This is a genomic window from Stella humosa, assembly GCF_006738645.1.
Taxonomy (GTDB): Bacteria; Pseudomonadota; Alphaproteobacteria; order ATCC43930; family Allostellaceae; genus Allostella; species Allostella humosa.
In genome coordinates this window covers 1,414,187-1,436,681 of record NZ_AP019700.1, presented here as the reverse complement: position 1 = coordinate 1,436,681, position 22,495 = coordinate 1,414,187, and the positions used below count along the sequence as shown (strand labels likewise).

Here is a 22,495-nt window from a genome sequence, read left to right as displayed (position 1 = left end):
CCCTCCCAGCCCTACGCCGCGTCGCGGGCGATTGCCGGCGGCGCGGCGACGAGCGGCGGGGGAGCCATCACCCGCTCGATCGAGACCATGCAGGTGTGCGCCGAGCAGCCCTGCCCCAGCGCCGACGTGCCCTTATCGAGCGTAAGGACGTTGGGATTGCCGGCCAGGTCGAGCGCACCGTCGCGGTCGTCGGCCGGCGTGTACCAGGCCCCGGTCGGCAGGATGACGACGCCCGGCCGGACGCCATCGGTGACCCGGACGCCGGCCAGGCAGGCACCGCGCGCGTTCCACAGGCGGATCGTGTCGCCGGCGGCAATGCCGAGGCGCGTGGCGTCGTCGGGATGGATGGAGGCGATCTCGCGCCCGTCCTGCTTGAGGGCCTGGCTACGGCTGGAATAGTCGAGCTGGCTGTGCAGCTTGTCGACCGGCTGGCGCGAGACGAGGTGGAAGCGGCCGGCACCGCCGGCGTCCCCCAGCCACTCGGCCGGCTCCACCCAGCTCGGGTGCGGCGGACAGTCGGCATGGGCCATGCCGGCGATGCGCGGGCTGTGCAGCACGATCAGGCCGCTGTCGGTCGCCAGCCGATGGGCGGCCGGGTCCTGGCGGAATTCGGCCAAATAGGTGAAGTCGGGGCGCACCGGCAGGGCGGCCCAACCCTGCACCCAGAATTCCTCGAAGGCCGGCATTGCATGGGCGAAGCGGGCAGCGGCATCCTCGCGGCTGGCCTCGTAGAGATGGCGGATCCAGCCCATCTCGTCGCGGCCCTCGGTGAAGGCGTCGGCCACGCCCAGCCGTTGGGCCAGGTCGGCGAAGATGGCGAAGTCGTCGCGCGCGCCGCCGACCGGCTCGATCGCCTTCTTCATGGCGATGATATGGTCCGAGCGGCGGTTGCCCGACAGGTCGTTGCGCTCGATCGAGGTGGTGGCCGGCAGCACGATGTCGGCCAGCCGCGCGGTCGCCGTCCAGAACGGCTCCTGCACCACGACCGCCTCGGGCCGCTGCCAGGCGCGGCGCAGGCGGTTCAGGTCCTGGTGGTGGTGGAAGGGGTTGCCACCCGCCCAGTAGACCATCCGCGTGTCGGGATAGGTGTAGCTGCGGCCGTTGTAGTCAAAGGCCTCGCCCGGCCGCGACAGCAGGTCGGTGATGCGGGCGACCGGGATGAAGCTGCCGGTCGGGTTGACGCCGGCCGACATGGCGGGCGCCTGCGAGCGCGCCTGGGGCGCGCCCACCCCGCCCAGCGAGCCATAGCCGAAGCCGACGCCGCCGCCGGGCAGGCCGATCTGGCCGATCACCGCGGCCAGCCCGGTCGCCGCCCAGAACGGCTGCTCGCCATGGTCGGCGCGTTGCAGGGCCCAGCTCACCGTCAGCATGGTGCGCCGGGCCGGCAGGCTGGATGCCAGCCGGCGGATCTGGTCGGCGGCGATGCCGGTGATGGGGGCGGCCCAATCCGCGTCCTTGGGCACCCCGTCGCTTTCGCCCGACAGGTAGGCCAGGAAGGCCTCGGAGCCCGAGCAGCAGCGGGCCAGGAATTCCAGGTCGTTGCGCCCGCCGGCCACGATCTCCTGGGCCAGCGCCAGCATCAGGGCGGTGTCGGTGTTGGGCCGGATCGGCAGCCATTCGGCCAGGACCCAATCCGGCAGGTCGTCGCGCGCGGGCGAGACCAGGACGATGCGGGCGCCGCGCTCGGCCAGCCGCTTCAGGTGCCCTTCCAGCGTGTGGCGGGCGATGCCGCCGGCCTCGGTCTGGGCGGTGCGCGGCGACAGCGCCCCGAATACGATCACCTGCTCGGCATGCTCGGCCACCGTGTCGAGCGTGCTGGCGCCGCCGTTGCAGGCGTCCTCGGAGCCGAAAATATGGCGCAGGATCACCGGCCCTGCGGCGATCGAGTAGGTGTTGACGTGGCCGGTGTAGCCGCCGACCAGGCCCAGCAGCCGCTTCAGCCCGGTGGCCGCGTGATGGAAGCGCCCGGCACTCGTCCAGCCATAGGAGCCGGCGAAGATCGAGGCCGGGCCGAAGCGGTCGCGCACGCGCAGGACCTGGCCCGCGACCAAGTCCAGCGCCTCGTCCCAGCCGACCGGCACGAAGGGCTCCCGCCCCCGCCCGGCCCCGTCCGAGCGCTCGCGGTTGCGCAGCCAGCCGGCGCGCACCATCGGCTGGGCGATGCGCAGGCGCGGGTCGGCCCATTCCGGCACGCTGCCGATGATGTCGGACGGCGCCGGGTCGAAGGCCATCGGCTCGACCCCGACGATCCGCCCGCCTGCGACCAGCAGGTCGAAGGCGCCCCAGTGCGAGCAATGGGCGACCCGTCGGATATCCTGCGCCATCACGTTCCTCTTCCAGCCTCTGGCCCTGCCGCGAAGGTAATACGACCCGCGGCCGGATGCCATGCGCTCGCGGCCGGCATGGAATGCAGTCTTCGTCTCACCCTTGCCCTGCCTAACCGCCCTGCGTAGCGTCCCATTCGCTCCATTCGGCCGGGGCAGATCGCGGGTGGATGCAGCCGCAAGGGGGTTGGGGTTGCGACATCAATGGTACGGCGCGGCAATCCAGGCTTATGCGGCATCGCAACCCGGTGCGCCGGCCATCGTCAGCCCCGCCGGCACGCTGACGTTCGCTGCCCTGCAACGAGCGATCGAACAGGCCACGGCGGAGTTGATACGGCACGGCATCGGCCCTGGGATGCCGGTGGCGCTGGTCCTGGGGAGCAGGGTGATCGACATCATCCTCATGCTCGCGTGCCATCGCCTGGGCGTGGCGGCACTGATAGTCGGGCCGGAAGACCCGCCGGCGATCGCCCGGGGGCTTGTGGAGGCAGGCGGAATCCGGGTTGCAATCTCAGGCGGTGCCCCCGTGCCCATCGGCATTGGTGTGCCCGCCATCGTGCTGGACCGGCTGCCGGCGGAGGGAGGGGCGGCAAGGCTGCCGCCGCCGCCCGATCCGGAGACACCGTGCTATCTCGTGCGCTCGTCCGGCACGACGGGTGGAATTCCCAAGCTGGTGGTGACATCGCACGGCCATGATGTCGCGCGGGTCGAGACCACCCTGACGCGGTTGCCGGTCGGGCCGGGCGAGCGCTATCTGGCGATCACTCGGATTCCAGTTCGGCTTCGGTCGCAGTTGGGCCGAACGCTCTTTGATGCATGGCGGCTCGGTCGCGGTGCCATCCGCTCTGGGCTCGGTCGATGCGCTCAAGCACGCCATCGGCGAACTTGGCGCCACCTGGACGACCATGACGCCGACCCACCTGAAGCACCTGCTCGCCGCCACATCGGACGACGCCTTGTTGCTGCCGGGCCTGCGCATCCTGGTGGGTTCCGCGCCGCTGGAGCCCACGGCCCGCCAAGCTGTGATGCGGCGTATCACGCCCGAGATCTACGCCGTCTATGCGACGAACGAGGTTGGAGCGCTGACGCTGGCCCTGCCCGACGAGATCAGGCGCAATCCGGCCACCGCCGGCCGGCCGGACCCGTGGAGATGCAGGTTGTTGACGATCGCGGGCAGCCCTGCCTACCGGGGACTGTCGGCACGCTGCGATTCCGGAACCCGCACTTCCCGCAAGGCTACCACCGCACGGTGGCGGGCGCGGCGAGCCGCTTCGAGAACGGCTGGTTCTACCCGGGCGACGGCGGCCTGATAGACGCTACGGGGGAACTGGAGGTGTGCGGCCGCATCGACGACCTCATCATCATCGGCGGCCAAAAGGTCTACCCGCGGGACATCGAGAGCCGGCTCGCCACGCATCCCGCGGTAGCCGACGCGGCCGCCTTCGCCATGCCGCACCCCATCCGCGGCCACGTGGCGTTGGCAGCGGTGATCCTGCACCGGCCCGCCGCCAGTGGCGAGCTTCTCGCCCACTGCCGTGACACGCTGGGCGCCGATCGCGCACCGGCCGCGATCCTGATTCTGGACGCCCTGCCGCGCACCGAGATCGGTAAGGTCGATCGCCGTGCGCTACAGGAGATGGTCGCCGCGCGGCAGTCGGCGCCCGGCTCCGCGAACCGGCGGGGGGTCTGACCCGCGCCGGCCGCCGCGGCCCGCCGCGTGGCGGCTATGCCGCGCGCACGTCGGCCCCGCCCCGCTCGTAGAGGTCACGGCCGGCCACCAGGGCCGCGATCTTGCCGTCGGCGATCGAGCGCTTCAGCATCCAGAAGCCGCAGTCGGGGTGGATGTAGCGCACCCGGCCGGGGCCGAGCAGCTTCTCCGCCCGCTCGATGCGGCGCGCGATCTCGTCGGCGGTCTCGACCTCGGTGCGCTTGATGTCGACGACGCCCAGGCCGAAGCCGATGCGCTGGTCGAGGCCGCGGAACACCGCCAGCTCCTCGGCCGGGCGGGCCGCGATCTCCATGACGATATGGTCGGCATGCAGCGCGTTCAGGTACTGCATCAGCTTGTCCCAGGTGCCCTTCTGGATCGACTGGCCGCCATAATTGCCGAAGCAGAGATGGACGGCGGCCTTGCCCGGCACGGCATCCAGCACGCGGTTGATCGAGGACGCGGCCCATTCCCACTCGTCGGGGTGGCCCGGCAGGTTTGCCTCATCGACCTGGATCACGTCCGCCTGGCAGTGGCGCACCTGCTCGGCCAGCACGTCGGCCAGCCCGTGGGCCACGCCCTCGACGCTGCCATAATGCTTGTCGATCAGGGTCTTGGCCAGCATGTGCGGGCCGGTCAGCGTGAACTTCAGCGGCTTCTGGGCCAGGCGCACGGCCTTGGCGCAGGCACTCGGCAGGTCGAGCGTGCCGGCGCCGATGGCGCTCTCCACCACGCCCGGCGGCCGCGCGCGGAACGCCATGCCGCGCTGGCTGCGATAGGCCATCATCTCGTCGAAGCCGATGGCGTTGCGGATGCCCGACATCGGCCGCACGAAATACTCGATCATCCCGTTGGTCTCGGGATGGTTGATGTCGAACCGGTAGAGCTCGCCGTCGCAGACGAGGTCGATGCCGGCGCGCTCCTGCGTGTGCAGGACGACGCGGGTGGCGTCGGCCAGCGCCTGCTCGGTCGGCAGGGCGGCCAGCCAGTCGGGGATGGGATAGGAACCGACGACGGTGGTCTGAATGCGCGGCATGGCTTCCTCCCGGGGGAAGTATCCAGTTGGTTACTTGGCCGTGAAACTACCATTGCCGCCGATCGGGCGGCAACCGCCCTTTCCCTGGGCAGGGCCGCACTGCTTTAATCGGTGACCGACTCAAATCCCCCCCCAACGCGAGGCCCGCCCTGCCATGGCGCTGATCAACTACCTGACCCGCATCCAGTTCGATTTCGGCGCGCTGGCCCTGCTGCCCGACGAGATGAAGCTGATCGGCATGGCCCGGCCGCTGATCGTGACCGATCGCGGCGTGGTGGCCGCCGGCCTGTTCGACCGGGTGAAGGCGACGCTGCCGGCCACGGTCGAGACCGCCCTGTTCGACGGCACGCCCGCCAATCCGACCGAGCGGGCGGCCCTGGCTGCGCTCGAAGCCTACCGTGCGCACGACGCGGACGGCATCATCGCCATCGGCGGCGGCTCGTCGATGGACCTGGCCAAGGCCGTGGCCGTGCTGGCGACGCACGCGCCACCGCTGGTCCAGTACGCCGCGGCCGAGGGCGGCGTCGCCCGCATCACGTCGAAGGTGGCGCCCATCATCGCCATCCCGACCACGGCCGGCACCGGCAGCGAGGTCGGCCGCGGCGCCATCATCATCTTCAATGACGGCCGCAAGATCGGCCTGATCAGCCCCTACCTGCTGCCCCGCTTGGCGCTGTGCGACCCCGAGCTGACGCTGGGGCTGCCGGCCGGCATCACGGCCGGCACCGGCATGGATGCGCTTACCCACTGCGTGGAGACCTTCCTGTCGCCCAACGTCAACCCGCCGGCCGACGCCATCGCGCTGGACGGGGCCAGGCGCGCCGCCCGCCATCTCGTCCGCGCGGTCGAGAACGGACAGGACCGCGAGGCGCGCTGGAACATGATGATGGCCGCCATGGAGGGCGCGATGGCCTTCCAGAAAGGGCTGGGGGCGGTCCATTCCATGTCGCACCCGCTGGGCAGCCTGGAGGAGCTGAAGCTGCACCACGGCACGCTGAACGCCGTCATCCTACCCACCATCCTGCGCTGGAACGACGGCCATGTCGGCGACAAGTACGACCGCCTGCGCGAGGCGATGGAGCTGCCGGGCGCGACCGACCTCGCCCGCCATGTCGAGCAGTTGAACGCGCGCATCGGCCTGCCCGACGGCCTGAAGGCGATGGGCGTGCCGACACAGGTGCTGCCGCGCCTGTCGGAGGCCGCGATCAAGGACCATTGCCACCTGACGACGCCCCGCCAGCCGACCGTGGCCGAGTACGAGAAGCTGTTCCTGGAAGCGATGTAGCTGAAATTAGAGAAGGTGGTTTGCACCCAGTCTATCAGTTGATAACCTGAGTCCAACCGGCGGCCTGGACCGCAAAGGACTTTGGGAGCGAGCGCCATGGAAATCCGGAAACTTCACCCGACCTTCGGGGTCGAGGTGGTGGGGATCGATATCGGCGAGCCGATCGACGAGCCGACGTTCGCGCGCATCCGGGCGGCGTTCGAGGAGCATGGGCTGCTGCTGCTGCGCGACCAGCATCTCGACGACGACATCCAGGTGGCCTTCAGCGAGCGGTTCGGCCCGCTGGAGACGACGTTCAGCCAGAATCCGGCCGGTGGCACGCTGTTCGCGAGGCAGTCGAACCTGGACATCAAGACCGGCGAGACCATCCCGCTCGAGGATGCGCGGATGGTCTATCAGCGTGCCAACATGCTCTGGCACACCGACAGCTCCTTCAAGCGGGTGCCCTCGCTATGTTCGCTGCTGTCCGCCCGCCTGGTCCCGCCGGAAGGCGGCAACACCGATTTCGCCGACATGCGGGCGGCCTATGACGCGCTGCCCGACGAAACGAAGACGCGCATCGAGGGCCAGATCGCCTGGCACTCGATCGCCCATTCCCGTGCCCAGGTCTGCCCGGACCTGCTGACCGAGCACCAGAAATCCGTGGAGGCGCCGCCGATGAAGCAGCAGCTCGTGCGGGCGAACCCCGTGACCGGACGCAAGGCGCTGTTCATCGGTGCCCACTGCTCGCACATCGACGGCTGGCCCGAAGACGAGGGTCGCGCCTTCATCCGCCAGCTCATGGAAACCGCGATCAAGCCGGAGTTCTGTTATTCGCACCAGTGGCGCGAGGGCGACATCGTCGTCTGGGACAACCGCGCGCTGCTGCACAAGGCCACGCCCTTTGACGGCCGCAAGTACAAGCGACTGATGCAGCGCACGACCGTTGCCGGCGACGGGCCGACCGTGGCGCACTAGCACCGATCACGATAGCACGGAACCGCCCCCGAAAGAGGGGCGGCCGAACGACGCGCTGCGACGGCGGCCTCCGGGTCGTGGCAATCGCGGCGCATTGGGGAAACGTCCAGAACAGGGAAGAACCATGCCCAAGATCAGCTACTGGCTGGCCGCCGTCGCCGCCTTCGCATCCGGCACCGCGGCGGCCCAGATGCCCGCGCCCAAGCAGCAGTTCATGTCGATGGCCACATCCAGCGTCGGCGGAAGCTGGTTCCCGCTCGGCGGCGCGATGGCCAAGACCATCACCGACGCCTACCCGCAGCTCAAGATCACCGCCGAGGTGACGGGCGGGACGGGCGACAACCTGAAGCTGCTCAAGAACGGCCAGGTCGAGCTGGCACTGTCGACCAACGACATGGCCTACCTGGCGACCAAGGGCGAAGGCGCCTTCAAGGGTGCCCCGATCAACAACTTCAAGGGCCTGCTCGGCGGCCACGCCATCATCTGGCAGGTCTACACCCTGAAGTCCTCCGGCATCCGCAGCCTGAAGGACTTCAAGGGCAAGCGCCTGTCGCTGGGGGCGGCCGGGTCGATCGGCGGTCCCACGGGACAGATCGTCATGGAGGCCTATGGCCTGAAGATGAACACGGACTGGAAGCCCGAATATCTCGGCCACAGCGACGGGCCGGGCGCGCTTCTCGATGGCCGGGTGGATGGCGTTCTCATCATCAGTTCCGCCCCGACCGCCGCCGTCACCGATATCACCAGCCGGCGCGGCGACGAAGTGCTGCTGCTGAACCCGGAAAAGGAGATCCTCGACAAGCTGATCGAGAAGCATCCCTACTGGTTCCCGGCGACCATCCCGGGCGGGGTCTACAAGGGCCACCCGAACGACATCCCGAACTCCTTCGGCAGCGCCACGATCCTGGTGGCCCATGAGAAGGTCACGGACGAGGCCGCCTATGCCGTCGTCAAGGCGCTGATCGAGAACCACGGCAAGCTGGTCGCGGCGAACGCGATGGCCAAGGAATGGACCAAGGAGAATGCAACGCGCGGCATCAGCGGCGTCGTTCCCTTCCACCCGGGCGCCGAGAAGTACCTAAAGGAAGCCGGCATCCTGAAGTAGAGGGCGGACCTTCACCTGCGAGATGGCCGCCGGCGTCGGCGAGAGGGATCCATGATCCAGAAGCGTGACCTTGTCGCCGGCCTGGCCGCCATTATCGCGGCGGCCTTCAGCCTTTTTCACCTGTGGTCCAGCTTCGGCGGGACCCTGGCAACGCTGCAGCAGAACTACATCCACCTGGCCTTCGCCCTGGTGCTGGTCTTCCTGACCCATCCGGCCTTCCGGCCCGGCACCCGGCTCGAGCGGGCTCGCTGGGCTGTCGATGGGCCGCTGGCGGCGCTCTCGGTCGTGATCGGCGTCTACCCGGTCATCCACTTCCTCGACATCGCTATGCGCGGGGCGGGCGACCCCACCGGCCTGGAGGTCTGGCTCGGGCTGGCGGCCACCCTCATCATCATCGAGGCGACCCGGCGCATGCTCGGCTGGGCGCTGCCGATCATGGCGATCGTCGCGCTGGCCTACGCCTTTCTCGGCCCGGACCTGCCGGGCATTTTCGCCCATCGCGGCTTCAGCCTGGAACGGGTGTCGGCCACGCTCTACCTCACCACGTCGGGCATCGCCGGCACGCCGCTCCAGGTCTCGGCAACCTATGTCGCGATCTTCGTCATCTTCGCGGCCTTCCTCGACGTGTCGGGGGCCGGCAAGTTCTTCATCGACTGGAGCCATGCCTCGCTCGGCTGGATGCGCGGTGGCCCCGCCAAGGTGGCGATCGCGGCCAGCGCCCTGATGGGCACGGTCTCGGGCAGTGCCGTCGCCAACACGGTGGCGACCGGCACCTTCACCATTCCGATCATGAAGCGATCGGGGATGAGCCCGGCGTTTGCCGGCGCGGTCGAGGCGACGGCCTCGTCAGGCGGGCAGATCATGCCGCCGGTGATGGGGGCGGCCGCCTTCATCATGGTGGAGATCCTGGGCATCTCGTACACCCAGGTGATGGTCGCGGCCGCCATCCCGGCCGTGCTCTACTTCCTGGCCGTCTTCGCGATGGTCGATTTCGAAGTCGCCAAGCAGGGCATCCGGGGCCTGTCCAGGGCCGAACTGCCGGACTCCTGGGCGATCTTCCGCGGCGGCTGGTACCTGCTGGCGCCGCTGGTGGTGCTGATCTACCTGCTGGTCGGGATCGAATACACGCCCACGAAGTCCGCTTTCTTCGCGGTCCTGACGGTCGTCGCCGTCAGCTTTCTGGGGGCAGCCACGCGCATGGGCCCGGCCCGCATCTGGGAGGCATTGCGCCAGGGCGGCATGGCCATCCTGGAGACCGCCTGCGTCTGCGCCTGCGCCGGCATCGTCATCGGCATCCTGATGCTGACGGGCCTGGCCCTGCGCCTGTCCGGAATCATGATCGACCTGGCCGGCGGCAGCCTGATCCTGCTGCTGCTGATCACCATGGTCGTGTCGGTCATCCTGGGAATGGGGCTGCCGACGTCTGCGGTCTACGTGATCCTGGCGATCCTGGTTGCGCCAGCGATGATCGAGGTCGGGGTCAATCCGCTGGCCGCGCACATGTTCATCTTCTATTTCGGCGTGCTCGCGAATGTGACGCCGCCGGTGGCCATCGCCGCCTATGCCGGCGCCGGGATCGCGGGCGCCGACCCGACCAAGACGGGGATCATCGCCTTCCGGCTGGCGCTTGCGGGCTTCATCCTGCCCTTCATGTGGGTCTATGAACCGGCCTTGCTGATGCAGGGCGAGCCCAGCCGCATCATCATGGCCTGCATCAGTGGCGTGGTCGGAATTCTCGCCCTGTCGGCCGCCCTCCAGAGCTATCTTTTCGGCCGCCAGGCGACGTGGTGGGAGCGCCTGCTGCTGGGTGCCGGCGCACTGTGCCTGATCAAGCCGGGCTGGGTGACCGACCTGATCGGCGTGGGGCTGCTCGCGTCCGCGATCGCCAGCCGCTTCTACTTCACGGCCGCCGTACCCCGGGCGCCTACCGCCGGCACGGTCAAATGATCCGCGGTCCGTCCGCCACGCGCGGCAGCCCGACTGCGGAGAACGGAGAAACCCCCTTGGAACTGCGCAAGCTGCATCCGGGCTTCGGCGTCGAGATCATCGGCGTCGACACCGCCCGCCCGCTGGACGCCGCCGCCTTCGCCCCGATCCGGGCCGCCTTCGAGGAACACGGGCTGCTGCTTTTTCGCGACCAGGATCTCGACGACGAGAAGCAGGTCGCCTTCAGCCTGCTGTTCGGCCCGCTGGAGAAGACGATCAGCGCCAACCCGGCCGGCGGCAGCCTGTTCGCCCGACAATCGAACCTCGACATCCGCGACGGCACGGTGATCCCGCTGGCGGACCGGCGGATGATCTACCAGAAGGCCAACTACCTCTGGCACACGGACAGTTCCTACAAGCCGGTGCCGTCGCTCTGCTCGCTGCTGTCGGGCCGCGTCGTCCCGCCCGAGGGCGGCAACACCGAGTTCGCCGACATGGCGGCCGCCTACGACGCCCTGCCCGAAGAGACGAAGACCCGACTGGACGGGCTGGTGGCCGAGCATTCCATCGTCCATTCGCGCGCCCAGATCGACCCCAACGTGATGACCGAGGCCGAGAAGGCCGAGGTGCCGCCGGTGCGCCAGACGATGGTGCGGGTGAACCCGGTGACCGGGCGCAAGGCGCTCTTCATCGGCGCCCACTGCTCGCACATCATCGGCTGGCCGCTGGAGGAAGGCCGCGCCTTCGTCCGCCACCTGACGGAGACGGCGATCCGGCCGGAGATCTGCTATTCGCACCCCTGGCGGGCGGGCGACATCGTCGTCTGGGACAATCGCCGCCTGCTCCACCGGGCGACCGCCTACGACGCGGTGAAGTACAAGCGCCTGATGCAGCGGACGACGGTGGCGGGCGACGCGCCCACCGTGCCGCAGTGACCTTCGCCCTGCCGCCACTGGAGCGGGCATCGGCCGAGGTCCTGGTCATCGGCGGCGGGCTGGCCGGGCACCAGGCGGCGATCGCGGCAGCCCTGGCAGGCCGCCGGGTGATCCTGGCCCATCTGGCGCGCGGCGCCTCGCCCCACGTCATCGGCGCCAACGTGCCGCTCGGCCATGTCGAGGCGGCCGACGGGCCGGCCGCCTATGCCGAGGACATGGTCGCCGGCGGCTATGGCCTCAACGATCGCGGGCTGGTGACGGCCCTGGCCGAACGGTCGGTCGGCGTCTTCCAGGACCTAGCCGCGCTGGGCATCCCGTTCGCCAACCGGGACGGGCGCTACCTGCAACGCCACCTGTCCGGCAACCGCCACCCCCGCTCGGTCTATGTGCCCGAGGGCACCGGCCGGGTCATCCTCGACCATCTCGCCCGCCGCGCCGCGGCGCTGGGTGTCGAGGTGCTGGCCGGCTGGCAGGCGGTGTCGCTGCTGGACGATGCAGACGGCGTTGCCGGCGCCCTGCTCTATCGCAAGGCGGGCGAACGGCTGCTCGCGGTGCAGGCGGGCGCGGTCGTGCTGGCGGCGGGCGGCATTGGCCGACTCTATGACGACAGCACCTATCCGGCCGACGTGGCGGCCGGCGCCTATGCCCTGGCCTACGACGCCGGCGCCACCCTGATCGACATGGAGTTCGTGCAGTTCGAGCCGACGGTGACGGTCCATCCCGCCGCCTGCCGCGGCATGGAGATGCCGACCGCCATGCTGGGCGACGGGGCCACGCTGCTGAATGCGGCGGGCGAGCGCTTCATGTTCCGCCACAACCCGGAGCATGGCGAGAAGCGGATCGAGAAGGCGCGCATGTCGCTGGCGATCCAGGACGAGATCGACGCCGGCCGCGGCTTCCCGGACGGCACCGTGGCGATGGACACCACCCTGGTCCCGGCCGAGAAATTGGAGACCTACCAGAGCCACTGTCGCCGCCTGCGCCAGGCTGGGCTAGACCCGGCGCATGAGATGCCGCGCGTGCGCCCCGCCGCCCACAGCCAGATGGGCGGCATCCGCATCGATGCCAACGGCTTCACCGGCGTGCCCGGCCTCTACGCGGCCGGCGAGGCGACGGGGGGCGTGCACGGCGCCAGCCGCCTGGCCGGCAATGGCGGCGGCGAGACGATCGTCTTCGGCGTCATCGCCGGCGAGGCCGCAGCCCGCGCCGCCACCCCGCCGCGCCACCGGGCGGGGCAGGCGGCAGCCGCCCTCGCCCGCCTGGCCGACCAGGCCACCGGCGATGCCGACCCCGGCCGAGTCAAGGACGGCCTGCGGGCCACCATGAGCCGCCATGTCGGCCTCTATCGCACGGCGGCCGGCCTGGGCGCCGCCCTGGACGAGATCACGCAAGCCGAGCAGGCGATTGCCGATGGGCTGACGATCGCCCGGCTGGACGATGCCGTGACGGCCCTGGAAACCCGCCACATGGCCCTGTCCGCCCGCATGATCGCCATGGCCGCGGCCGAGCGGACCGAAAGCCGGGGCGCCCACCAGCGCCGCGACCATCCGGAGCGGGACGACGGCGCCTGGTTGCGCCATGTGGGCTTCCGGCGCGGGTCGGACGGCGGGTTGGAGATGGTCGCGGTGCCGATCGACTGACGGCTCGGTACCGACGCCGGAGTGCATCCTTCAGTAGCGGTCGCCGTCCCGCATTGACCGGATGAAATCGGCGGCAGCCGGCGGTTGTGCCGGCATGTCTGCGGCCAGAGCCTGGAGCTTGGCGAGGTCGATCGGTTTCAGCGGCCCCAACCGCGCGGTTGCATTCATGCCACGATCCCTACCTGCAATACTGCCTCCAGCGGCGTGAGACGGATCTTGGCGGTCATCAATCATCGACCGCAATGCCGCCTCCGTTGTCTCCCTCGACTGCACGCGACGTCCTGGGCTCGGGGTAAACTGGAAGTCCCGCGTTCCAAGCTGCTTATCCAGGGACGCAGTGTCGGTCGAGCATGGAGACATAGGGCGAGGCACCGATGCGCCCCAGCGGCGTGTGGGCGAGATCGCGCACCGTCGAAAGGCCGGCGCCGGCTTCCCGCCGCCGGCCGTCTCGTCAGTCGGCCGCCTCGGCCCGCTCGGCGGTGCCGATCGCGAGCTTGCCGCCCGCCACCGTCACCGGCACGCGCTCGCCGTCCTGGATGCGCCCTTCCAGCAGGAGCTGGGCCAGCGGGTTCTGCAGCTCGCGCTGGATCACCCGCTTCAGCGGCCGGGCGCCATAGGCCGGGTCGTAGCCGGCATTGCCGATCCAGGTCCGCGCCGCCTCGTCCAGCTCCAGCCGGATCTTGCGGTCGTCCAGCAGCTTCTGCAGCCGGCCGATCTGGATGTCGACGATCGCCGCCATCTGCCGGCGCTCGAGCCGGTGGAACAGCAGGATCTCGTCGAGCCGGTTGAGGAACTCCGGCCGGAAGGCGCCGCGCACGACCGCCATCACCTGCTCGCGCACCGCGCTCGAATCCTGCCCGTCCGGCTGGCGCGCCAGCACGTCGGAGCCGAGGTTCGAAGTCAGGATGATGAGGGTGTTGCGGAAATCGACCGTCCGCCCCTGCCCATCCGTCAGCCGGCCGTCATCCAGCACCTGCAGCAGGACGTTGAAGACGTCCGGGTGGGCCTTCTCCACCTCGTCGAACAGGATCACCTGGTAGGGCCGCCGCCGCACCGCCTCGGTCAGCGTGCCGCCCTCCTCATAGCCGACATAGCCCGGAGGTGCGCCGATCAGGCGGGCCACGGAGTGCTTCTCCATGAACTCCGACATGTCGATGCGCACCATCGCCTGGTCGTCGTCGAACAGGAAAGCGGCCAGCGCCTTGGTCAGCTCGGTCTTGCCGACGCCGGTCGGCCCCAGGAACAGGAACGAGCCGATCGGCCGGTTCGGGTCCTGCAGGCCGGCACGGGCACGGCGCACGGCGTTGGAGACGGCGACGATCGCCTCCTCCTGGCCGATGACGCGCCCCTTCAGCACGCCTTCCATCTTCAGGAGCTTGTCGCGCTCGCCCTCCAGCATCCGGTCGACCGGCACGCCGGTCCAGCGCGAGACGACGGCGGCCACGTCCTGGGCCTCCACCTGCTCCTTCAGCATGCGGTCGGCGCCGGCGGCCTCGGCCGCGGCGATCTGGCGCTCCAGCCCCGGCAGCACGCCGTAGGTGATCTCGCCCGCGCGCGCCCAGTTGCCTTCGCGCTGGGCGGTCTCCAGCGCCACCTTGGCATGGTCGAGCTCGACCTTCAGCTTCTGCACGCTGCTGAGCTGGTCCTTCTCGGCCTGCCACTGCGCGGTCAGGCCGGTCGAACGCTCCTCCAGGTCGGCCAGCTCCTTCGACAGGCGCTCCAGCCGGTCGCGCGAAGCCTGGTCGGTCTCCTTCTTCAGGGCCGCCTGCTCGATCTTGAGCTGGATGATGCGCCGGTCCAGCTCGTCGATCGCCTCGGGCTTGCTGTCGACCGCCATCCGGAGCCGGCTCGCCGCCTCGTCGATCAGGTCGATCGCCTTGTCGGGCAGGAAGCGGTCGGTGATATAGCGGTTGGACAGCGTCGCGGCGGCCACGATCGCGCTGTCGGTGATGCGCACGCCGTGATGCTGCTCGTACTTCTCGTTGAGCCCGCGCAGGATCGAGATGGTGTCCTCGACCGTCGGCTCGCCGACGAAGACCGGCTGGAAGCGCCGGGCGAGTGCCGCATCCTTCTCGATGTGCTTGCGGTATTCGTCCAGCGTCGTGGCGCCCACGCAATGCAGTTCGCCGCGCGCCAGCGCCGGCTTCAGCATGTTGGAGGCATCCATCGAGCCCTCGGCCTTGCCGGCGCCGACCAGCGTATGCAGCTCGTCGATGAACAGCACGACCTCGCCCTCGGCGGCCGACAGCTCGGACATGACGGCCTTCAGCCGCTCCTCGAACTCGCCGCGGAACTTGGCGCCGGCGATGAGCGCGCCCAGGTCGAGCGCCAGCAGGCGCTTGTCCTTCAGGCTCTCGGGCACGTCGCCCTTGATGATGCGGAGCGCCAGGCCCTCGACGATGGCGGTCTTGCCGACGCCGGGCTCGCCGATCAGCACGGGGTTGTTCTTGGTGCGCCGGGCCAGCACCTGGATGGCGCGGCGGATCTCCTCGTCGCGGCCGATGACCGGGTCGAGCTTGCCCTCGCGCGCGGCCTCGGTCAGGTCGCGGGTGTACTTCTTCAGCGCGTCATAGCCCTGCTCGGCCGTGGCGCTGTCGGCCTTGCGGCCCTTGCGCACGTCCTCGATGGCGGCATTCAGCGACTGGGCCGTGACGCCGGCATCGGCCAGGGCCTTCTGCGCCGGGTTGCCGGTGGCGAGCGCCAGGGCAAGCAGCAGCCGCTCGGCCGTGACGAAGCTGTCGCCGGCCTTCTCCGCCACCTTCTCGGCCTGCTCGAACAGGCGCGCCAGCTCGGGCGCCATGTAGACCTGGCCCGCGCCATCGCCCTGCACGGTCGGCAGTTTGGCCAGGGCGGCCTCGGTCGCCGCCAGCGCCCGCGCCGGATCGCCGCCGGCCGCCCGGACCAGACCGGCCGCCAGCCCCTCGCGATCGTCGAGCAGGACCTTGAGCAGATGCTCGGGCGTCAGCCTCTGATGGTTGCTGCGCAGGGCCAGCGTCTGTGCCGCCTGCACGAAGCCGCGAGAGCGCTCCGTATAGCGTTCGATATCCATGGTCGCGATACCCTCCTTGATCGGCATCCGACCGGCGCCCCACCCAGGGCGGCACCGGCGAACCCACAAGAACCCATATGGGTTTCGGGGTTATGCCACTCAAGAGGATGTCTGCGACCCGGGGGCGCCGATCTGGTCGGCACCCCGATTCGAACGATCAGTCGGCGGACGCCTGCTCCGGCTGGGGCTGCTCGGTCGATACGGCCACGGCCTCGCCCTGGTCGTTGCCGTCGCCGCCCTGCCCGCCGCGGCCATCGCCGTTGCCGTCGGACTGGCCGCCCTCATACTCGCCTTCGCCACCGCCGCGCTGCATGCTCTGGGGCTGCGGGCCGCCATCGGCATTGATGATGCGGAAATAATGCTCGGCGTGCTGGTAGAAGCCCTCGGCGGCGATCCGGTCGCCTGACAAGGTCGCTTCGCGCGCCAGCGTTATGTACTTCTCGAACACCTGATAGGCGTTGCCCCGGATCTTGATGCTGGGGCCGTTGCTGTCAAAGGTCTGCAGCCGAAGCGGCAGATGCTTGCGGCCATTCTGCCCGCCTCCACCGCCACCGCCGCCACCGCCCGGATTGGACGGGCCGGAATGGTTGGGATTGTGGCTACGGCCGCGCGAACGCTTATGTGGACCAGGTCTCATGGCACCTTGGTTCTTGTGGTCGGACAAAGGCCAATGCGGGGCGGGCCACTCCGGGCGCGATTATCCGTCGGCCGCATAGCGGCAAGACCGGACCCCATTGGCGATGGCACAGGGGCGACCATCAGGGTCGCCAAGCCGAAACAACCGGCTACGGACCCGGACTCTAGACACTCCCGGGCGGCGGCGCCAACGATTTCTTCACCACTTCCGGCGGTTCCTGCCGGGCTTTTCACCCCGCCAGCAGGCAACGGTCGTGCCCCGCCAGATCGGCCACCAGCGCCACCGGACCGAGCCCGGCGGCGGCCAGCAGCGCACCGACCGATGCCGCCTGGTCGAGGCCGATTTCCAGCCCCGCCAGCCCCCCTGGCGCCAGCAGGCGCGGCAGGTCCGGCACGATCCGGCGATAGGCCGACAGCCCGTCCGCGCCACCGTCCAGGGCCGCCAGCGGATCATGCCGCGCCACCTCCGGCTCCAGCCCGGCGATATCGGCGCTGGGGATGTAGGGCGGGTTGGACACCACCAGGTCGAAGCCGCCCGGCCCCAGCGCCGAGCCCCAGTCGGCGACCATCGGGTGAAACCGCCCGCCCAGCCCGAGCGCGTGCGCATTGTCGCGGGCGATACCGCAGGCAGCCGGGCTGCGGTCGACTCCGACTGCGACCGCAGCCGGCAGCTCGCTCAGCAGGGCCAGCGCGATGCAGCCGCTGCCGGTGCCGAGGTCGAGGATGCGCCAGGCCCGCCCGCGGTCGCTGAGGCGCATCAGCACCGCCTCCACCAGCGTCTCGGTATCCGGCCTGGGGTCGAGCGCGTCGGGGCCCAATCCGAAGGGCAGGCTCCAGAACTCCCGCCGGCCCAGGATGCGCGACAGCGGCTCGCGCGCGACCCGGCGGGCGAGCGCTTCGGCAAAGCGGGCGCGGCCCGCCTGGTCGAGGCGCACGTCGCGGGGAAACAGGACCTGTCCCGGGGACAAGGCGGCATGCGCCAGGATCAAGCGCGCCTCGCGCCGGGCATCCTCGATGCCGGCCGCCGCCAGCCTGGCCGCCGCATCGGCGACCAGCGCCTCGCTGCCGGCGTCGCTCGCCCCGGTCACTGGATGTCGGCGAGCCGGGCCGCCTCGTCCTCGGCGACCAGCGCCTCGACGATCTCGTCCAGCGCCTCGCCCTCCATCACCTTATCGATCTTGTAGAGGGTGAGGTTGATGCGGTGGTCGGTCACGCGCCCCTGGGGGAAGTTGTAGGTGCGGATGCGCTCCGACCGGTCGCCGGATCCGACCTGGCTCTTGCGGTCGGCCGCGCGGGCATCGGCCAGGCTCTGGCGCTGGGCCTCGTAGAGGCGCGAGCGCAGCACCTTCAGGGCCTTGGCCTTGTTCTTGTGCTGCGACTTCTCGTCCTGCTGGATGACCACGAGGCCGGTCGGCAGATGGGTGATGCGCACCGCGCTGTCGGTCGTGTTGACCGACTGGCCGCCCGGGCCGCTCGACCGGAACACGTCGATGCGCAGGTCCTTGTCGTCGATCTGGATATCGACCTCCTCGGCCTCCGGCAGCACGGCGACGGTGGCGGCCGAGGTGTGGATGCGCCCGCCGGCCTCGGTCGTCGGCACCCGCTGCACCCGGTGCACGCCCGATTCGAACTTGAGGCGCGCGAAGACGTCCTTGCCGGAGATGTTGGCGATCGCCTCGCGGAAGCCGCCGATGCCCGTCTCGGACACGTCCATCGATTCCCAGCGCCAGCCCCGGAGCGCCGCATAGCGCTGGTACATGCGGAACAGGTCGGCCGCGAACAGGGCCGCCTCGTCACCGCCGGTGCCGGCGCGGATTTCCAGGATGGCGTTGCGCGCATCGGCCTCGTCGCGCGGAATCAGCATGAGCTGGATGCGCCGGCGGACGGCCGCCACCTGCCGGTCGAGATCGTCGCGCTCGGCCTCGGCCAGGGCGCGCATCTCGGCATCGGAGCCGGTGTCGGCGGCCATCTGGGCTGCCTCCCGCCGCTCCTCCTCCGCCCGGCGCAAGGCCTGGACCTCGCCCACCAGCGGGTCGAGCTCGGCGAACTCCTTGGACATGCGGGCGAAATCGGCGGCACCCGACTTGGCCTCGGCCAGGATGGCCGAGATCTCGCGGTGCCGCGCCACGACGCGATCGAGCTTATGGTCCAGCCGGCCTTCGTCGCTCACGATCCACCTTCTTCCTTCGTTGCCTCGAACATCCGCGCCAGCAGCCGCTCGGCCGCCGCGCGCTGGGCCGGGTCCTCGGCCGCCAGCCGGCGCAGCTCGGCCATCGGCCCGTGCATCAGGCGCGCGACCAGCAGGGCCGTCGCCCGCTCCGCATCGCCGCCGCCATCCGCCAGCGCCCGCCGCCGCTCGCGCTCGAACCGGTCGGCCAGGTCGCGGATGGCCGGTGCCGCGTCGCGCGCGCCGATCCGCTCCGCCAGGCGGGCCAGTTCCTCCTCGACGATCGCCTCGGCCGCCGACGCGGCGCCCGCCCGCATCGCCCGCCCGTCGATCGCCAAGCGCTCCAGGTCGGCCAGGCTGTAGAGGAACACGCCGTCCAGCGCCTGCGCTGCCGGGTCTATGCCGGCCGGCATGGCCGCGTCCACCAGGAACAGCGGGCGCCGGCGCCGCAGGCGCATCGCCTCGGCCACCACGGCGGCCGGAATGGCCGGCCCCGCCCCGCCAGAGGTGGCGCAGACCAGCACGTCGCAGGCCGAGACCACCGACGCCGGGCGATCGAACGGCACCAGGGTCGCGTCCAGCCGCCGGGCCTGGGCCGCCGGCCGCGGGCCGCCGGTGTCGGCGACCGCCCGCCGGCCGAGCCCGGCCGCCGTCAGGGCATCGACCAGCAGTTCCCCCATCTCGGCCGTGCCGACCACCAGCACCACCAGGCCCGACAGGTCGCCATGGATGTCGCGCGCGACATGGCCGGCGGCGGCCGCGATCGAGACCGGGCGCTGGCCGACCGCCGTCTCGCTGCGCACGCGCTTGGCCGCCGCATAGGCGCCGGACAGCGCCAGGTCCAGCACCGGCCCGATCCGGCCGATCTGGCGGGCGCGACGGTCGGCCTCCTTCAGTTGGCCCAGCACCTGCGGCTCGCCCACCACCATGCTGTCGAGCGAGGCGCCGACCCGGTAGAGATGGCGCACCGCATCGCCGGCCAGCCGGCGATAGCCATGCGCGCCCAGCCGGTCGAGCCCGCCGGCGGCCGCGAAGTCATCGGCCATCCGCTCCAGCAAGGGCGCCGGGTCGGCCGCCACCACGAAGGCGTCGACCCGGTCGCAGGTGACCAGCACCAGCGTCTCTTCCGCCAGGCCGGCGAAGCGGTCGGCCCACACCACGGCCATCGCCTCCTCGGCCGCGATGCGGTCGCGCAGCGGCGCCGGCGCGGTGTGGTGGCTGAGGCCGACGAGCCCGAGCCGCGACAGGACGTCGGCGGCCAAGGACCGGCCTAGCGGAACTGCGCCAGGCGATCCTGCAGCGCCGACAGCTCAACCTCGGCCTGGTCGCCCGTGTCGAGGTCGCGCACCATGGCCGCGCCGCGCGCCAGTTCGTCGTCGCCCAGGATGACGGCGACACGGGCGCCCATGCGGTCGGCCCGCTTCAGCCGCCGGCCGAGATTGCCGGAATAGCCAAGGTCGACGGCCAGCCCGGCATGGCGCAGTTCCTGGGTCAGCTTGAGCGCCGCCAGCTCGGCCGCCTCCCCCAGCGGCACGATCGCGATCGGCCGCACCGACGGCGCCACGTCGGCCACCATCATCGCCAGCCGCTCGATGCCGGCCGCCCAGCCCACGCCCGGCGTCGCCGGCCCGCCCATCATCTCGATCAGGCCGTCATAGCGCCCGCCGCCCAGCACGGTGCCCTGGGCACCCAACTCGGTCGTCGTGAACTCGAAGGCCGAGTGGCAGTAGTAATCGAGGCCCCGCACCAGCCGCGGGTTCAGCTTGAAAGCGATGCCGATGGCATCCAGCCCGGTGGTCACGGTGGCGAAGAAGGCGCGCGCGGCCGGCGTCAGGTATTCCTGGAAGGACGGCGCGCCCACCACCAGCCGGCGATCGCCCTCGTCCTTGGAATCGAGGATGCGCAGCGGGTTGCGGTCGAGCCGGGCGCGGCTGTCCTCGGACAGGTCGGCCAGGTGGGCGGTGAAATAGTCGACCAGCACGGCGCGATAGGCGGCCCGGCTTTCCTGGTCGCCCAGCGTGTTCAGCTCCAGCGTCGTCTTCTCGAGGATGCCCAGGTCCTTCAGGATGTGGGCGCCGAGCGCGATCGCCTCGATGTCGGCCAGCGGCCCCTCGACCCCCAACAGCTCGATGCCGATCTGGTGGAACTGGCGCTGGCGGCCCTTCTGCGGCCGCTCGTAGCGGAACATCGGGCCGTCATAGAAGAACTTGCCCGGCAGGCTCTGGCGCAGACCGTTGGAGATGACCGCCCGGCACACGCCGGCCGTGCCTTCCGGCCGCAGCGTGATCTCCTCGCCGCCGCGGTCGGTGAAGCTGTACATCTCCTTGGAGACGACGTCGGACGTGTCGCCCAGGGTGCGCTTGAAGACCTCGGCGAACTCGAAGATCGGCGTCGCCAGTTCCTGGAAGCCATAGGTCTCGGCGATCGCCTTGGCCCGGCCGGCGACGTGCCGGTGACGCCGGAAGGCATCGGGCAACAGGTCATGGGTGCCGCGAACCGGCTGCAAGGACTTCATCGGTGGCCTGACGTAAGGTTAGGAGCGGAATTCAGCTTGCGGCGGCGTCCGCCGGCTCGACCTGGGCGGCGGTCTCGGCGGCCTTAGCCGCCTCGATCTCGGCCACCTTCTTCTCGACCATCTCGACCAGGTGGTCGACGATGCCGGCATCCTTCAGGCGATGGTGCGGGACGCCCGCGACATAGACCTGGTGGGTGTTGTTGCCGCCGCCGGTGAAGCCAAGGTCGGTCTCGCGCGCCTCGCCCGGGCCGTTCACGACGCAGCCGATCACCGACAGCGTCATCGGCGTGGTGATGTGGGCCAGACGCTCTTCCAGGATCTCGACCGTGCGGATCACGTCGAACTGCTGGCGGGCACAGGACGGGCACGAGATGACGGTGACGCCCCGGCGGCGCAGGCCGAGCGACTTCAGGATCTCGAAGCCGGCCTTGATCTCCTCCACCGGGTCGGCCGACAGCGACACGCGGATGGTGTCGCCGATGCCGGCCCACAGGAGCGATCCCATGCCGATCGCGGACTTCACCGTGCCGCCGCGCAGGCCGCCCGCCTCGGTGATGCCCAGGTGCAGCGGATAGTCGCAGGCGTCGGCCAACTGTTGGTAGGCGGCGACGGCCAGGAACACGTCGGACGCCTTGCAGGAAATCTTGAACTCCCGGAAGTCGTTGTCCTCCAGGATGCGGGCGTGGTCGAGCGCGCTCTCGACCATAGCCTCCGGGCAAGGCTCGCCGTACTTCTCGAGCAGGTGGCGCTCCAGGCTGCCGGCATTGACGCCGATGCGCATGGAGCAGCCATGGTCGCGGGCCGCCTTTACCACCTCGCGCACGCGGGCCGCACTGCCGATGTTGCCGGGATTGATGCGCAGGCAGGCCGCACCCGCCTCCGCCGCCTCGATCGCGCGCTTATAGTGGAAGTGGATGTCGGCCACGATCGGCACCTTGGCGGCGCGCACGATCGCCTTCAGGGCCGCGGTCGATTCCACGTCGGGGCAGGACACGCGCACGATGTCGGCGCCCGCCTCCTCCAGCGCCTGCACCTGGGCGATGGTGGCCGCGGCGTCCGAGGTCGGCGTGTTGGTCATCGACTGCACGGTGATCGGCGCGTCGCCGCCCACGGGCACGGCGCCAACCATGACCTGACGGGACTTGCGGCGTTGAATCTCGCGATAGGCGCGAACGGTCATCGGCGGCCTCTGGGAATGCGCGGCCCCTTATA

The 22,495-nt window shown here is 70.4% G+C and carries 18 protein-coding genes and 1 pseudogene; 9 read left to right on the top strand and 10 right to left on the bottom strand.

Features of this window, described 5'->3' with window-relative positions; genetic code table 11:
- Window positions 1-11: 11 nt before the first annotated feature.
- Window positions 12-2,324: a molybdopterin-dependent oxidoreductase gene (locus tag STVA_RS06745; RefSeq protein ID WP_123689365.1), complete on the bottom strand. Its 2,313-nt coding sequence runs from the start codon at window positions 2,322-2,324 to the stop codon at window positions 12-14.
- A gap of 61 nt (window positions 2,325-2,385) precedes the next feature.
- On the opposite strand from STVA_RS06745, the pseudogene STVA_RS28555 reads away from it, so the two are divergent.
- The 3 genes and pseudogenes from STVA_RS28555 to STVA_RS28545 all read left to right on the top strand — a co-directional run.
- A pseudogene (locus STVA_RS28555) lies at window positions 2,386-3,027 on the top strand (AMP-binding protein); the annotation flags it as partial.
- 109 nt (window positions 3,028-3,136) lie between these two features.
- Entirely contained in the window at window positions 3,137-3,634 is a 498-nt protein-coding gene (locus STVA_RS28550) for an AMP-binding protein (protein ID WP_420822828.1), read from the top strand.
- 137 nt (window positions 3,635-3,771) lie between these two features.
- Window positions 3,772-4,014 (top strand): AMP-binding enzyme, encoded by a 243-nt coding sequence (locus STVA_RS28545; RefSeq protein ID WP_420822827.1) that lies wholly within the window; start codon window positions 3,772-3,774, stop codon window positions 4,012-4,014.
- A 34-nt stretch (window positions 4,015-4,048) separates the two neighbouring features.
- Here STVA_RS28545 and STVA_RS06735 read toward each other — a convergent pair whose 3' ends face one another.
- The gene (locus STVA_RS06735; RefSeq protein WP_123689367.1) at window positions 4,049-5,068 is read right to left on the bottom strand and encodes a cobalamin-independent methionine synthase II family protein; all 1,020 of its coding nucleotides are present in this window, start codon (window positions 5,066-5,068) and stop codon (window positions 4,049-4,051) included.
- Between the two features lie 154 nt (window positions 5,069-5,222).
- Between STVA_RS06735 and STVA_RS06730 the strand changes: the two genes are divergently transcribed.
- From STVA_RS06730 to STVA_RS06705, 6 genes are all read left to right on the top strand, one after another.
- Window positions 5,223-6,353, top strand: coding sequence for an iron-containing alcohol dehydrogenase (locus STVA_RS06730; protein WP_123689368.1), 1,131 nt, complete (start codon window positions 5,223-5,225; stop codon window positions 6,351-6,353).
- Between the two features lie 96 nt (window positions 6,354-6,449).
- Entirely contained in the window at window positions 6,450-7,310 is an 861-nt protein-coding gene (locus STVA_RS06725; protein ID WP_123689369.1) for a TauD/TfdA dioxygenase family protein, read from the top strand.
- Between the two features lie 124 nt (window positions 7,311-7,434).
- Complete coding sequence (locus tag STVA_RS06720) at window positions 7,435-8,415, top strand: TAXI family TRAP transporter solute-binding subunit (protein ID WP_123689370.1); 981 nt, start codon at window positions 7,435-7,437, stop codon at window positions 8,413-8,415.
- Between the two features lie 51 nt (window positions 8,416-8,466).
- Complete coding sequence (locus STVA_RS06715) at window positions 8,467-10,362, top strand: TRAP transporter permease (protein ID WP_123689371.1); 1,896 nt, start codon at window positions 8,467-8,469, stop codon at window positions 10,360-10,362.
- A 56-nt stretch (window positions 10,363-10,418) separates the two neighbouring features.
- A complete protein-coding gene (locus STVA_RS06710) occupies window positions 10,419-11,276 on the top strand; it encodes a TauD/TfdA dioxygenase family protein (RefSeq protein WP_170216422.1) in 858 nt (285 codons plus the stop codon).
- Window positions 11,273-12,916: an FAD-binding protein gene (locus STVA_RS06705; RefSeq protein WP_197735806.1), complete on the top strand. Its 1,644-nt coding sequence runs from the start codon at window positions 11,273-11,275 to the stop codon at window positions 12,914-12,916. The genes STVA_RS06710 and STVA_RS06705 overlap by 4 nt, the downstream gene beginning before the upstream one ends.
- Window positions 12,917-12,946: 30 nt before the next feature.
- Here the strand turns inward: STVA_RS06705 and STVA_RS06700 are convergent, their stop codons facing one another.
- From STVA_RS06700 to ispG, 8 genes are all read right to left on the bottom strand, one after another.
- Window positions 12,947-13,084: a hypothetical protein gene (locus STVA_RS06700; RefSeq protein ID WP_197735805.1), complete on the bottom strand. Its 138-nt coding sequence runs from the start codon at window positions 13,082-13,084 to the stop codon at window positions 12,947-12,949.
- A 283-nt stretch (window positions 13,085-13,367) separates the two neighbouring features.
- Window positions 13,368-15,965, bottom strand: coding sequence for an ATP-dependent chaperone ClpB (gene clpB, locus STVA_RS06695; protein ID WP_123689875.1), 2,598 nt, complete (start codon window positions 15,963-15,965; stop codon window positions 13,368-13,370).
- Between the two features lie 157 nt (window positions 15,966-16,122).
- On the bottom strand, window positions 16,123-16,602 hold the full coding sequence (locus STVA_RS06690; RefSeq protein ID WP_123689374.1) for a DUF4167 domain-containing protein: 480 nt from the start codon (window positions 16,600-16,602) through the stop codon (window positions 16,123-16,125).
- Between the two features lie 229 nt (window positions 16,603-16,831).
- Window positions 16,832-17,689: a peptide chain release factor N(5)-glutamine methyltransferase gene (gene prmC / locus STVA_RS06685; protein ID WP_123689375.1), complete on the bottom strand. Its 858-nt coding sequence runs from the start codon at window positions 17,687-17,689 to the stop codon at window positions 16,832-16,834.
- The gene (gene prfA / locus STVA_RS06680) at window positions 17,686-18,771 is read right to left on the bottom strand and encodes a peptide chain release factor 1 (protein WP_245978286.1); all 1,086 of its coding nucleotides are present in this window, start codon (window positions 18,769-18,771) and stop codon (window positions 17,686-17,688) included. Before prfA ends, prmC begins: the two co-directional genes overlap by 4 nt.
- Window positions 18,768-20,030 carry a glutamyl-tRNA reductase gene (hemA, locus tag STVA_RS06675; protein ID WP_123689376.1) on the bottom strand — a complete coding sequence of 421 codons (1,263 nt, stop codon included), beginning with the start codon at window positions 20,028-20,030 and terminating at the stop codon, window positions 18,768-18,770. The genes prfA and hemA overlap by 4 nt, the downstream gene beginning before the upstream one ends.
- A gap of 8 nt (window positions 20,031-20,038) precedes the next feature.
- Window positions 20,039-21,283: a histidine--tRNA ligase gene (hisS, locus tag STVA_RS06670; protein WP_123689377.1), complete on the bottom strand. Its 1,245-nt coding sequence runs from the start codon at window positions 21,281-21,283 to the stop codon at window positions 20,039-20,041.
- Window positions 21,284-21,314: 31 nt separating this feature from the next.
- Entirely contained in the window at window positions 21,315-22,463 is a 1,149-nt protein-coding gene (gene ispG, locus STVA_RS06665; protein ID WP_123689378.1) for a flavodoxin-dependent (E)-4-hydroxy-3-methylbut-2-enyl-diphosphate synthase, read from the bottom strand.
- Window positions 22,464-22,495: the final 32 nt, after the last annotated feature.